We start from the raw sequence: 13,279 nt of genomic DNA on the forward strand, positions 1-13,279 counted from the left end.
GACGGGCTGGTTTCCGGCCAGGTCGAGAAGCTGGCCGAAGGCCGCGACATCCTCAGACGTGCGCTGGAAGCAGACCTCAACACCATCAAGGGTGTCGTCGCCGACCAGTCTCAGCAGCTGACCGACAATCGCGCAGAGTTTGCGCGGGCGCTGGAGGCCGACCTCGGCAGCGTCAACGGTCTTGTGAACAGCCACGCCGAGAAGCTCATCCAGGACCGCTCAATCCTGTCCAAGGCGCTCGAAGACGATCTCGCCAAGCTGGCGGAAAGCCGGTCGAGCATCGACGGGCTGGTTTCCGGCCAGGTCGAGAAGCTGGCCGAAGGCCGCGACATCCTCAGACGTGCGCTGGAAGCAGACCTGCAGAAAATTGCAGCGAGCCGCAGCGACATAGACGACATCATCGCCGGGCACGTCGGCAAGCTGACCGAAGGCCGCGACGCGCTGACCCGTGCGCTGGAGGACGACCTCTCCAAGCTCGCCGACACGCGCAAGGAAGTCGACCGTTCCCTGTCCGGCCATATCGACCAGATCGCCGCCAGGAGCACCGACATCTCGGACGCCATTGCCGCCGACGTCGAAAAGATCGAGCAGGCGTTCAGCCGCCAGACCGGCATCATCGAGGAGCGTGCCGGGACCATGGAGCGCGCGCTGTCGACCGGGGTCGACAACGTCCGCAGCGTGCTCGAAAAGAGCGCCGTCTTCGTTGCCGGAGCGCTGCGCGAAAAGGTCATGGAAGTCACCAGCGCACTGCATGAGCAGGCAGGTGCGGCTTTCAGTGACGCCGATCGCAAGATCGCCGAACGGGCGGAGCAGACCTCTGCTGCCCTGCTCGCCAGGGCGGAGGATATCGCACGCACCTTCGAGGAAGCGGATCGCCGCCTCGCCGCACGTGCCGAAGACACGTCAACCGCGCTCGTTGCCCGGGCGGAGGGTGCATCGAGCGCAATCATGGCCCGCGTCGACGACACCTCGAACTCGTTGCTGGCGCGCGCCCAGGAAACGGCCGACCAGCTGGCTGCCCGTGCCAGCGAGATCGCCGGTACATTCGATGCGGCGGACCAGAAGCTGGTTGCCCGCGCGGTCGAAACGGCACAGTCGCTGGCGGAACGCGCCGGCGACATCCTGCGCAATTTCGAAGGCGCCGACGAACGGCTCAGCGTGCGCATCGGCGAATCGGCCGAAGCGCTCGCAGCGCGTGCATCGGACCTTGGCCGCATTTTCGATGCTGCCGACCAACAGCTGATCTCGCGCATCGCCGAAGGTTCGGAAGCGTTGTCGGCCCGCGCGTCCGAGATCGCCCGCATCTTCGATGAGGCGGATCACCGCCTGGTGTCGCGTATCGCCGACAGCACGTCGACGATCGGAGAACATGCCGACAACATCGTCGGGGCCTTCGCCAGCACCGAGCAGCGGGTTGCCGAACGTGCAAAGCAGACCGGGCAGGACCTGGCCGTCCACGCCCGTGAGATCGAGCAGGCGCTCGCGGGCGCCGACGAGCGCCTGGCCTCCAGCGCGGCGGCCGCGGCGGCTCGCGTCGAGGAACAGGTTGCCGGCGTCGAAAACCGTCTGGTCAACACCACCGAAACGATAGGCCAGAAGCTCAACGAGCAGGTTTCGACCGCTGAGGCGCAGCTCATTTCGCGCGCCAACTCGATCGCCGAAACCTTCACTGCGGTCGGCCAGCATATCGGCCAGAGCACCAACGACGCCGCCAAGACCATCGGCACCAACACCCGCGAACTCAACACCATGCTTGCGGCACGTTCGGCCGAGATCTCGAAAATCCTTGACGAAACGGCACGGCCTCTGGTCGAGCGCTTCGCCCACGGCGGCTCGGAATTGCAAAAGAGCATGGAAGAGGTGACCGAACGCGCCACCGAGAAGCTGCGCAGCGAAAACGCCGCCTTGGTCGACGCGCTCGCCAGCCGCACGGCCGAAACATTGTCGGCCGTCGAAGGGGCGCGCTCGACGCTTGCCGACAGCGTCGCCGATCTCATCGGCCGCATGAGCACCTCGAGCGCACAGCTCGGCCAGCTGATCGAACAGGCGGCGGCCAATCTCGGCCAGGTCGACGAACGCCTGACCGGCAGCACGCAAAGCTTTGCGGCGACAACGGAAAAAGCCGCGCAGACTTTTGCCAGCTCGGCGCGTCTGGTCGATTCGAACACGACACGGCTTACCGAGCTGTCATCCTCGACCTTGCGCGAGGTTGCCTCGATCGCCACCAAGTTCGACGAGCACAGCCGGTTGCTGTCCAGTGCTTCGGACCTGTTGAGCTCGGCCCAGAGCAACCTCGAACACACGCTGGAAAGGCAGTCGTCGCTGGAGGACCTCGCCGTCGGCCTGGTCAAGAAGTCGGAGGATCTCGAAAAAGTCATGCGCTCGTTCGAGGATCTGGTCGGCCAGACGTTGCAGAACGCCGAAGGCAAGACGCTGGAGTCGGCGGACAAGATCCGTACCTCCATTGCCGACGTCGTCGATTCGGCAACCAAGCGCTTTGCCGACGCGACCGAGGAGATGCGACGCACCGCCAGCTCGATCAAGAGCGAGCTCGACCTTACCCGCGCCGAGCTCAAGAAGGGTGTCATCGAGATGCCGGAAGAGGCAAAGGAATCGACCACGGCCATCCGCCGTGCCGTTTCCGAGCAGATCAACGCGCTGAAGGAACTCTCTGACATCGTTGCGAAATCTGGCCGCAGCACCGACTCCTCCGAGCCGCGCAACCTGCGTCCAGCACAGCAGACGCCTGCCCCGCGCGCGACTGAGCCGCTACGCCGGCCTCCGGCCCCGGAACCCCTTGCCCCGCAGGCGCCGTCGGGTGACACCACACTGCGCGGCGACCTGGAACGCCCGCCGGAGACGGCGCCGCGCCAGCGCGACCCCAATGGCCGTGCGCCGCAAGGCGGCTGGGTGCGCGATCTCTTGACCGGGGCGTCGCGCGAAGAGGCCGCCAAGCCGGCGGCACCTTCGGAAGCGCCACGCTCGACGGCCCCTGCCCAGCGCTCGCCGCTTCATGTCGTGGAGTCGCTCAACTCGCTTTCCGTCGACATCGCTCGCGCCATCGATCACGACGCCTCGATCGAACTGTGGAACCGCTACCGGAGCGGCGAGCGTGACGTGTTCACCCGGCGTCTCTACACGCTGAAGGGCCAGCAGACGTTCGACGAGATTCGCCGCAAGTATCAAATGGAGGCGGAATTCCGCGCCGCCGTCGACCGTTACTGCGACGACTTCGAAAAGCTGCTCAAGGACGTCTCGCGCAACGACCGCGACAACATGATGGCGCAGACCTACCTGACGTCGGACACCGGCAAGGTCTATACGATGCTTGCCCACGCCAGTGGCCGCCTGCATTGATCAGACGATAAGCGAACAGAAAAAGGCGGGAAACTCCCGTCTTTTAGGGCAATCGCTTCGGATTTGAATTTCACATCGTTACCGGCGTTGGCAGCGACAATTGAGTGCCCGGCCGTTCCGGCTGTGGTCAGATCACCGAATCGGTCCAGCGGACGATGTCCTTGGCGGCATCGCCGAACGCCCTGTCGAGCGCATCGACATAGGCCTGGTTGCCGCTGCCGGAGACGGGCGCGGTCGCGTTGAAGCTCTTGGAGGCGCGCACCTCGCCATTGCGGTCGTTCAATATCCGCACGAACAGCTCGACCTCGGCGTGTTGGCCGCCGTCGACGCGGACTTCGAAGGAACGGACCTCGACGATCACCTGATAGTCGATCGCCAGGCCCTCGCCCGGCTTGCCGACGCCGGCGAAACTGCCCGAGCGCTGGAATGTCTCGGCCAGCCGCGCCTGCACGATCAGCGGCAGCCGGTCGGCCCATTGCGCTCCCTTGAGGTACTGGATCGAGCGCACCGACGGCTTGATGACGATGTTCTGGCTGTCCAGCGCCTTGAGCGCGGAAGGCTGGGCGATGAGGATTTGTTGGCGGCCGCGGCCGCGCGCATCGAGCGACGGCGCCGACAGTTCGAATGTGTCCAGGGGCGCCGGCCCGCCGCCCGGCAAAAACGCGCAGCCGGCCAGCGAAAGCGCAAGCAATGCCACACCCGCAGTGGGCCCGCCCGCTTTGACTCCGCCCAATCTAAGCACGCCCAATTTAAGCACGACCGACTTCACACGCGATCCCCGTTGTCCCCGAATCGAATGAGCAAATCGCACCCGCAGCGTACTTGCCTGCCGTTCTTGGGGCCGGCGAAAGCCGAAGTCAACGCCGCACCCTGCCATCGAATTGCCGAACCTCACCTTCGCCGCCTGACAGGATTCGCTGCGGATTGCGGCTGAGATCCGTTACCGCCTCTTCGATGCGGTTGATCGAGCGACGGCTGTCTTGGACCAGCGCTTCGACGTCCTGCAGGCCCTGGCCGGAGAATCGCGCCAGATTGTCGGTGATGGTGCCGAGGCGGGCGTTCAGCGTGTCGGCGACCTGCTTGAACGATTTCAGGGTATTCCTGGCATCGGCTATCATGCCGTCGGCCTGGCCTGAGCCGAGCAATGTATCGACCTTGACGAGGATGCCGTCGACACGCACCGAAGCGTCGTTGAGGCGCTCCGCGAACTGCTGCGCGTCCTTGATCGTCTGGTCGATATCGTCGGCCCGGTTGGCGAATTTGTTGGTCACCTTGGCGATGTCGGCGGCAGCCTCGTTGGCGTTTTCGCTGGCCTTCTGGATGTTGGCCAGCGCGGTGCGGACCTGTGCCGGATCGATGCCGTCGAGAACGCCGTCGACCTTGGCCAGCGTGCCTTGCGTCCTTTGGGCGAAATCGTTGATCGACCCCACCGCGGTGTCGACATTCCTGACGACCGTGTCGAACTGCTTGCTGGTTTCCTTCAGGTTCTCGGTCACCGTATCGACGTTGGCGACAATACTCTTGATCTGATCCTTGTCGACGGCGTTGAGCAGCCCTTCCGCCGCCTTCAGCGTGCCGTCAAGCTTGCCCGAGACGCCCCTCAGTTCCTCCGACAGCGAACTGACGCTGGCGAGGAATTTGTCGATGCCGTCAGAGTTCTTGGCCAGCGCATCGGAGAAGGTCTGCACATTGTTGACGGTCTGCGTCAGCGGCCCGCGAACGTCGCTGGTGAAGCCTTCGAGCTGGGAGAGAACCGTATCGGCGCGGGTGAAGATGTTCTGCGCCGTCTGCAACAGGTTGGTGACCGCCGACGGGTTGGCGACGATCTCGGCGACGCGGCCCTCCTGCTCCGCCTGGTCGAGAAGGTTGACCTCCTTGGGGTCAGCGCCCCTGAGCTCGATACTCGCTTGGCCGGCAAGGCTGACGATCCCGATATCGGCCTGCGTCGATTTGGTGATTGGCGTCGTGCGGCCTACTTCCGCTTCGGCTATGGCGTCGTTCGGATTGGCGGGGTCGATATAGACGCGCCTGACATCCCCGACCCTGACGCCGTTGAACAGCACGAAACTGCCGCGGCCAAGGCCGGAAGCCGATCCCGGAATGCGCACCCGCAGCATCGCCGTCTCACCCCTGTCGCCGATCGCGGCCGTCCAATAGACGAACGCGAATGCCGCCAGGATCGCGGCTAGCGTGAAAATGCCGACAATGACGTAGTTGGCTCTGGTTTCCATTTATCCACTTATGGCTACGCGCGGGCCGCAAGATCAAGTTGCCGCGCACGTTTTCCGCGAAAATAGGATTTCACCCAGGGTTCCTCGCTCTTGAGCATGTCGTCGATCGTGCCTTCGACCAGCACTTTCTTGTTGCCGAGCACGGCCACCCGATCACAAGCGGTGAACAGCGTGTCGAGATCGTGCGTGACCATGTATACGGTCAGATCCATGGTATCGCGCAGCTTGACGACCAGTTCGTCGAACTCAGCCGCGCTGATCGGATCGAGGCCGGATGTCGGCTCGTCCAGGAACACGATGTCGGGGTCGAGCGCCAGCGCGCGCGCCAGCGCCGCACGCTTGATCATGCCGCCGGAAAGCTCGGACGGGAATTTCTGCGCCGCATCCGGCGGCAACCCGACCAGTTCGACCTTGAGCATCGCCAACTCGTCCATCAGCTTTTTCGGCAGATCGAGATATTCGCGCATCGGCACCTGCACGTTTTCGAGCACCGTGAGCGCCGAAAACAGCGCGCCGTGCTGAAAGAGGACGCCAAGGCGCATGTCGATGCGAAGGCGCTCCCTCTCGCTCGCCTTTTCGACATCGACGCCGAACAGCTTGATCGTTCCCGACTGCTTGTGCACCAGGCCGAGAATGGTGCGCAGCAGAACCGACTTGCCGGCGCCGGAGGCGCCGACGAAGCCGAGAATTTCGCCACGCCGGATATGGAGCGACAATTTATCGAGAATGACGTTGTCGCCGAAGGAGACGGTGACGTCGTGCGCAGAAAGCACGATCTCCTCCTCGTCGGCCCTTTGCGTAGTCGTGGTCGGCTTTGTGCCAAGCAGCGCCATGTCAGAACTCGATCGCTGCGTAGAACATGGCGAAAAGCCCGTCGAGGATGATCACCACGAAGATCGACTTCACCACCGAAGCAGTCACGTGCTGCCCGAGCGATTCGGCGCTGCCGCCGACCTTCATGCCTTCGACCGAGGCGATCGTGCCGATGATCATGGCCATGAACGGCGCCTTGATCAGCCCGGCAAAGATGGTGCTGAGATCGATGGCAACGCGCAGCCGGTCGATGAAGGCGGCCGGTGCGATGTCGGAGTAGAGCCATGCCGCCAGTATGCCGCCGCCGAGTGCGGCGAAATTGGCAATGATCGTCAGGCAAGGCAGTGCGATCACCAGCGCGACCAGCCGCGGAAACACCAGAACGCCGATCGGATTGAGCCCGATGACCTTCAGCGCGTCGACCTCCTCGCGCATTTTCATCGAGCCGATTTCAGCCGTGATGGCGCTGCCCGAACGGCCGGCGATCATGATCGCAGTCATCAGCACGCCGAGCTCGCGCAGGATCAGCACGCCGACAAGGTCGACGACGAAGATATCGGCGCCGAAATAGCTGAGCTGATAGGCGCCTTGCTGGGCGACGATCGCCCCGACGATGGCCGACATCAGCACAACCACCGGGATGGCGCCGACGCCCATGCGGTCCATCTGGTTGAAGATCGCCGCCGGATTGACCGCATGGCCGCGGCCAAGCTTCATCTGCGCGCCGCGTATCGTGGCGCCCAGTATGTTCATCGCGGCCAGGAAATCGTCACGCATCTCATAGACGCGGCGGCCAACCGCCTCGAGCGCGCGAATGACGATGTTCGGCGGCCCAACGATGCCGGAATCAGGTTCGCGTCGAACAGCGTCGCCGACGGCGCCGAGCAGGATCGAGGCAACCTCGCTTTGCCCCTGCATCGTGATTTTCACACCCTGCTTTTCGAAGGCGCTAACCAGACGGTCGATCACCCAGGCCCCGGCGGTGTCCATCTTCTCGATATGCGAGAGGTCGAGCGCCAATGTCTGAAAGCCGCTGCGTTGCTCGATCTTGCGCATCTCGGCATCGACGAGCGCCACGGTGCGTGTCGTCCAGGTGCCGGAGAAAGCGCAGCCGAGGACGCCGCCGTCCTCGCCGACCACAACGCGCGGCTGGTGGTCGGCCTCCTTGGCGGTCGTGCCGCTTGCGTCGCGTTTGCGGATCGTCAACATGGCGTCCTGTTTAGCCTGACGGGCCGATCTGTTTAACCTGACAGAACCCACCTGTCGATTTGCCGACAAGCTTGTTGTCGCACAGCCGGAGCAGAAAAATATGGCGCGTGTCATTTCGGTCGAGTCCGAGCGCTTTGCCATCGCCGGGACCTTCACCATCTCGCGCGGTTCGAAAACCGAAGCCGAGGTCGTCACAGTGACGATCCGCGAGGACGGCCAGAGCGGGCGCGGCGAATGCGTCCCCTACAAACGCTATGGCGAAACCATCGAGGGTGTGCGCGATGCGATCGAGGCGATGCGGGAGCAGGTTCAAGACGGCATCAGCCGGGCCGCGCTGCTCGACGCCATGCCGGCGGGCGCGGCGCGCAACGCCGTCGACTGCGCGCTATGGGACCTGGAGGCGAAGATCGCAGGCAAGCCGGTGGCTTCCAGCATCTGCACGGCGCCGCCGAGGGCGCTCGAAACGGCTTACACGCTGTCGCTCGGCGAGCCCGAAGCCATGGCAGCCCAGGCCCGCGCCAATGCCCTGCGCCCGCTTCTCAAGGTCAAGATCGGCGGCGACAACGACATGGCCCGCATCCGCGCGGTCAGGGAGGCGGCACCGGCGAGCCGCATCATCCTGGACGCCAATGAGGGCTGGAGCGACGACAACATCGTTGCAAACCTGGCCTTTGCCGCCGAGCACGGCATCGCGCTGATCGAACAGCCGCTGCCGGCGGGCCGTGATGGCATCCTTCGCAACATCGCCCATCCGGTGCCGATCTGCGCCGATGAAAGCCTGCATGAGGCTAAAGACCTTGCCTCGCTTGTCGGCCTTTACGATGGCGTCAACATCAAGCTCGACAAGTCAGGCGGCTTGACCGCTGCCCTCGTCCTTCGCGATCGCGCCCGCGAACTGGGTTTTGGCGTCATGGTCGGCTGCATGGTCGGCACGTCATTGGCCATGGCGCCGGCGGTGCTGTTGGCCCAGGATGCCGATTTCGTCGATCTCGACGGTCCACTGCTGCTGGCCCGCGACCGTGCGCCTGGCCTTGTCTACCAAGGTTCGCTGGTGTCACCGCCCGATCCGGTGCTGTGGGGCTGAACGCGCCGCAAGCCCGATCAGCACAAGGCCGACCAGGGCGATCGGGATCATGGCAAAAAAGCCGTCGACGCCGAAGCGGTCGTAAAGCGGGCCGCACAGGAGCGTCACCACAGCGGTGAAAAAGCCGTTGGAGAAATAGGCGATGCCTTGCGCGGCCCCGGTGCGTTCCTCCGCGACCGTCTCACCGATCATTTTCTGCAGGCCGATCAGCACCAGCGCCACCGAGACCGCGTGCAGCGTCTGGACTGCGAAAAACCCACCTACGCCAAGGCCAAGCGGCCAGATCAAGGGAAAGGCAATCCAGCGCACGATCGCGCCTATTCCCGCCATCACCATGATCGATACGACCGAGAAGGAACCGAAAACCCGAGTAAAGATCATGAACATGCCGATCTCGGCCAGGACACCCCAACCCCAAAGCAGCCCGACCACAGAGTCGCCGATGCCGATCGATTTCCAGTAGATCGAGACGAAGCCGTAGAAGAACGCGTGGCTGGCGGTGATGACGCCGACGCCGACGGAGAAATACAGGAAATAGCCGTTGAGGAGTTTTGGCGCCGACTGCTGGATGTCGGCAGCCGAAAGCGGCGAGGCACGGCGGGGACGGCCGAGCCGCGGCGCGATCAGTGCGACGACAAGTGCGGCGCCAAACGCCACGAAGATGATCACCGGAACTGCCTGGGCGCCGGTCGCCGACAGGATAAAACCGCCGGCAAGATTTGCGCACAGATAGGAGATCGATCCCCATTTGCGCATGTTGGCATAATTCGAGCCGAAGCGGCGCACCCCCGACAGCGCCAGCGAATCGGCGATCGGCGAATGCGGCGTCCAGGCGACGGTGAGCGCCAGCGAAACGGCCAGCACCATGGCATAGGTCGGCGTCAGGAAATAACCGGCGGACAGCGCCAGCGATGCGGCCGTCAGCGCGACATAGACATGGGCGCGGTCGCTCGCCCTGTCGGCCAGTGCCGTAAGCCATGGCGTCGTCACCACGCGCAGGAACATCGGTGCCGCGAGAATGATCGCTATCTGCTCGGCATCAAAACCGTTTGCCTGCAGCCACAGCGGAAAGTACGGCAAATGTATCCCGAGCGGCACGAAAAGCGTGAAGAAGATCAGGCCCATGCGCAGCTCGAACTGACGCGGCTTGACGAGTTGTTCGAGTAAAAGCGGCGGCAGGGAGGACATCAGCAGGCAATCCGTCGGCGCAGCATTCGACCGGCCGGCCAGCCAACGCACGCCGATCCCATAACATGGCAAAAAAAGCGATGAAACCGCTGCGCTAAAGCGCGTCGCGTTTGACCGCCTCATGCGACGCGCTTTAGGTTCTTGTTTTATGTATGTCGTTATCGCAAAACCGCTGCACACCCTCGTGTCAGGCCCGAGGGCATGCTTTTGCGCGACATGCATAAACGCATCATCGCGTCAGGCAGCCTGGACTGCCCTGCCCTTGATGGCGACGATGTCGATCGGCACCAGCACTTCGCCGCCGACCGGAGCCTCCGGCAGGACGTGCGCCCAGTGCAGGATCTCCATCTGGCCGTCGAAATGCTCGACCACTGCGGTGCAGCTCTCCACCCAGTCACCGGTGTTGATGTATTGCACGTCCTCATAATTTTCGATCGCGGCATGGTGGATGTGGCCGCAGATCACGCCGTCGACATGCGAGCGGCGCGCTTCCTCGGTCAGCATGGTCTGGAACGAGCCGATGAAATTCACCGCCTTCTTGACGTTGACCTTGGCCCAGGACGAAAACGACCAGTAAGGCAGGCCAAGCAGCTGGCGAAGCCGCGTCACCACGCGGTTGACCAGCATCGCCGCATCATAGGCGTAGTCGCCGAGATAGGCCAACCAGCGCGCATTGTGGACGACGGTGTCGAACTGGTCGCCATGGATGACGAGAAAGCGTTTGCCGTTGGCAGTCTCGTGGACGACGCGGTCGGCGACGACGATGCCGCCGAAATGCACGCCCTGGAACTGGCGCGCGAATTCGTCGTGATTGCCGGCGATGTAGGTGATGCTGGCGCCCTTGCGCGCCTTGCGCAGCAATTTCTGGACGACGTCATTGTGGCTTTGCGGCCAGTGCCAGTTCCGTCTGAGCCGCCAGCCGTCGACGATGTCGCCGACGAGATAGATGATATCGGCGTCGTGATGGCGCAGGAAATCGATCAGGAACTCGGCCTTCGCCGCCTTCGATCCGAGATGGACGTCGGAGATGAACATGCTGCGGAATGTGCGGGGCTCTGCGCCAGGCATTGGATTCTCACCGTTGCTTCCGAACAGGCTATGCCTCGATTCATGCAACAACCGTATGACGGTTGCGATTGGTCCAGCCGCAAGAGTAGGTTGCGACCCAAATCAGAGGAGAAATCGCCATGGATCTCGGTATTCGCGGAAAAAAGGCCATCGTCTGTGCTTCGAGCAAAGGCCTTGGGCGCGGTTGCGCCATGGCGCTGGCCGAAGCGGGCTGTGATCTGGTCGTCAACGGGCGCAACGCCGACCAACTGGCCAAGACCGCCGCCGAACTGCGCGAAAGATTCGGCGTTGAGGTGACCGAGATCGTGGGCAATGTGTCGAAGCCCGAGGTGCAGAAGGCGCTGCTTGCCGCCTGTCCCGATCCCGATATCCTCGTCAACAACAATGGCGGACCGCCGCTTCGCGATTTCCGCGAGCTCGACCGCGAAAAGATCCTCGAAGGCGTCACCCAGAACATGGTGACCCCTGTCGAGCTGGTTCAGGCTGTGATCGACGGCATGGCCGAGCGCGGCTTCGGCCGCATCGTCAACATCACCTCGCTGTCGGTCTATGTTCCCATTCCCGGCCTCGATCTGTCGTCGGGCGCGCGCGCCGGCCTGACCTCGTTCCTGGCCGGCGTCGCGCGGACGGTGATCGACCGCAATGTGACGATCAACAACATGCTGCCGGGCAAGCTCGACACCGACCGGCTGCGTCCCCCGCATGAAGCCGGCACACCGGAAGATCCGGCTGCTGCCGCCGCACGCAAGGCCCAGGCAGCAGTCAACATTCCGGCCAAGCGGCTCGGCACGCCGGAGGAATTCGGCCAGATTTGCGCCTTCCTGTGCTCGGTTCACGCCGGCTACCTGACCGGGCAGAACATACCGGTGGATGGCGGCCTCTACGTCAGCGCGTTCTAGTGGCAGAATCCAGGGTTGATAGCGGCTGGGAGCGGCGAGAAAAAGGATGTTTTTCCGACCGTCTTTCACGACGGATCCCGAGGCTTGCTGCGGCCGCCCCTGATCCGCCTCCACGCTCTGATGAGAGTGCGACTAGTCTCGCCCCATCAGCGTCTTGATCAGCGTCTCGGCGAGCCAGCTTTCATATTCGTCCGAAGACCAACCCCGCTCCAACACGAGCATGCGATATACGTCGCGGCCGGTATACATCCATAGGATGTCGCGCACGCGGGCTAAGCCGAGTTGGCGCGCGACAGTGACGGATGCGACGAGAAGGTTGGCACGCGCTTCCTGGAGCTTGAAGCGGACGGTCTCCAACTCCGTCTCGATCGCCTTCAGCTCGGGAGACAGGGCCGAGACGCCTCGCATAAGGCCGATCTCCTCACGTTCAGCATCAAGGATGACCCGAGAGATCGAGGCAGTAATACGCAGAATTTCCTCGGGGTCTCTCCCGTTCTCGGCCTGCTTAGCTATCTCCGCATAGCGCGGGCCGAAGAAGGAACGGTCGACCACGGCTCTTAGAATGCCGGTCTTCGACTGGAACAGGGCATAGACGGTCGGTGCCGAAACACCGGCGGCTGATGAGATGTCATTAATCGTGACCTTTTCCACTCCGCGCGCAGTAAAAAGCTCTTTCGCCACATTGAGAATGCGTTGGCGCGTGCCGGAAGCACGCTCCGACCGTAGCCGTGCGTCGTAGCGCCTGCGGGTCTTTGAATTGTCATTCATATTGGATATAGTAAGCTATACCCAATATAACCGCCAGATCATTGAATCAGTAGGCTGGAAGGAGGAGCAGCATGATCGAGTTTGTGCCGATAAACCTCTGGGGGATCGGAACTGCGGTACTCGCAGCCTGGGCTGTCGCTGGGCTTTGGTATTCGCCGCTGCTCTTTATCCGACCGTGGGCAGAGATGTCGGGCGTCGACGGCGCGAAATTCGCCGCCGGCCTGCGGCGGGCGATTGCGGTCGACCTTGCCTCGTTTGCGGTCATGGCGTTTATCCTCGATCAGGTACTTCACGCCTGGGGTGCGCTGACGATCGTCTCGACCGTCCTCTGCACTTTCCTGCTCTGGCTCGGCTTCGTCGCTGTCACGCTGCTGCATTCGGTGACCTATGAGCACCGGCCTCTGCGCTATTATGCGATCAATGCCGGCTATCGCTTGGTCAGCATGATGGCAATGGGCGTGATCCTGACCGTGTTGCGCTAACAAAGGCGCTGTTGTCGACCTGTTCCAGGCATCCGGATTTGCTCGCTCTGCGGCGCAAGTTGACCCAAACGCGACCTTCCGGAACCGATTTTCCTTCCCGAAACCAGACATTGAACGCAACCAGCGCTCATGACCCGAAGCGGCCAAATATCAGATGGAAATATTCGACCATGAGCGGGG

Annotated in this window: 11 protein-coding genes; 4 read left to right on the plus strand and 7 right to left on the minus strand. The window is 63.1% G+C overall.

Going from position 1 to position 13,279, the window contains the following annotated elements:
• On the plus strand, window positions 1-3,357 hold a 3,357-nt coding region (locus tag AC0L28_RS08850; RefSeq protein WP_473476836.1), incomplete at its 5' end, for a coiled-coil domain-containing protein.
• Between the two features lie 127 nt (window positions 3,358-3,484).
• Here AC0L28_RS08850 and AC0L28_RS08855 read toward each other — a convergent pair.
• The 4 genes from AC0L28_RS08855 to AC0L28_RS08870 form a co-directional block, all read right to left on the minus strand.
• Window positions 3,485-4,099 (minus strand): ABC-type transport auxiliary lipoprotein family protein, encoded by a 615-nt coding sequence (locus AC0L28_RS08855; RefSeq protein WP_413468521.1) that lies wholly within the window; start codon window positions 4,097-4,099, stop codon window positions 3,485-3,487.
• 115 nt (window positions 4,100-4,214) lie between these two features.
• Window positions 4,215-5,588, minus strand: a complete 1,374-nt coding sequence (locus tag AC0L28_RS08860) for an MlaD family protein (protein ID WP_473476838.1) — start codon at window positions 5,586-5,588, stop codon at window positions 4,215-4,217.
• A gap of 14 nt (window positions 5,589-5,602) precedes the next feature.
• Window positions 5,603-6,421 (minus strand): ABC transporter ATP-binding protein, encoded by an 819-nt coding sequence (locus AC0L28_RS08865; RefSeq protein WP_287258020.1) that lies wholly within the window; start codon window positions 6,419-6,421, stop codon window positions 5,603-5,605.
• A gap of 1 nt (window position 6,422) precedes the next feature.
• A complete protein-coding gene (locus AC0L28_RS08870) occupies window positions 6,423-7,610 on the minus strand; it encodes an ABC transporter permease (RefSeq protein ID WP_027155114.1) in 1,188 nt (395 codons plus the stop codon).
• A 100-nt stretch (window positions 7,611-7,710) separates the two neighbouring features.
• On the opposite strand from AC0L28_RS08870, the gene dgcA reads away from it, so the two are divergent.
• Complete coding sequence (gene dgcA, locus AC0L28_RS08875) at window positions 7,711-8,694, plus strand: N-acetyl-D-Glu racemase DgcA (RefSeq protein WP_287258019.1); 984 nt, start codon at window positions 7,711-7,713, stop codon at window positions 8,692-8,694.
• Here dgcA and AC0L28_RS08880 read toward each other — a convergent pair.
• Window positions 8,665-9,882, minus strand: coding sequence for an MFS transporter (locus AC0L28_RS08880; protein WP_287228588.1), 1,218 nt, complete (start codon window positions 9,880-9,882; stop codon window positions 8,665-8,667). The genes dgcA and AC0L28_RS08880 overlap by 30 nt on opposite strands.
• A gap of 237 nt (window positions 9,883-10,119) precedes the next feature.
• Window positions 10,120-10,950 (minus strand): UDP-2,3-diacylglucosamine diphosphatase, encoded by an 831-nt coding sequence (locus tag AC0L28_RS08885; protein WP_023801125.1) that lies wholly within the window; start codon window positions 10,948-10,950, stop codon window positions 10,120-10,122.
• 119 nt (window positions 10,951-11,069) lie between these two features.
• On the opposite strand from AC0L28_RS08885, the gene AC0L28_RS08890 reads away from it, so the two are divergent.
• Window positions 11,070-11,849, plus strand: a complete 780-nt coding sequence (locus AC0L28_RS08890) for an SDR family oxidoreductase (RefSeq protein WP_287228585.1) — start codon at window positions 11,070-11,072, stop codon at window positions 11,847-11,849.
• A 132-nt stretch (window positions 11,850-11,981) separates the two neighbouring features.
• Here the strand turns inward: AC0L28_RS08890 and AC0L28_RS08895 are convergent, their stop codons facing one another.
• Window positions 11,982-12,530: a TetR/AcrR family transcriptional regulator gene (locus AC0L28_RS08895; RefSeq protein WP_287228584.1), complete on the minus strand. Its 549-nt coding sequence runs from the start codon at window positions 12,528-12,530 to the stop codon at window positions 11,982-11,984.
• Between the two features lie 158 nt (window positions 12,531-12,688).
• Here AC0L28_RS08895 and AC0L28_RS08900 point away from each other — a divergent pair, with 158 nt between their 5' ends.
• The gene (locus AC0L28_RS08900) at window positions 12,689-13,099 is read left to right on the plus strand and encodes a DUF1761 domain-containing protein (RefSeq protein WP_287175236.1); all 411 of its coding nucleotides are present in this window, start codon (window positions 12,689-12,691) and stop codon (window positions 13,097-13,099) included.
• Window positions 13,100-13,279 lie beyond the last annotated feature (180 nt).

Source organism: Mesorhizobium sp. WSM4847 (genome assembly GCF_055811335.1).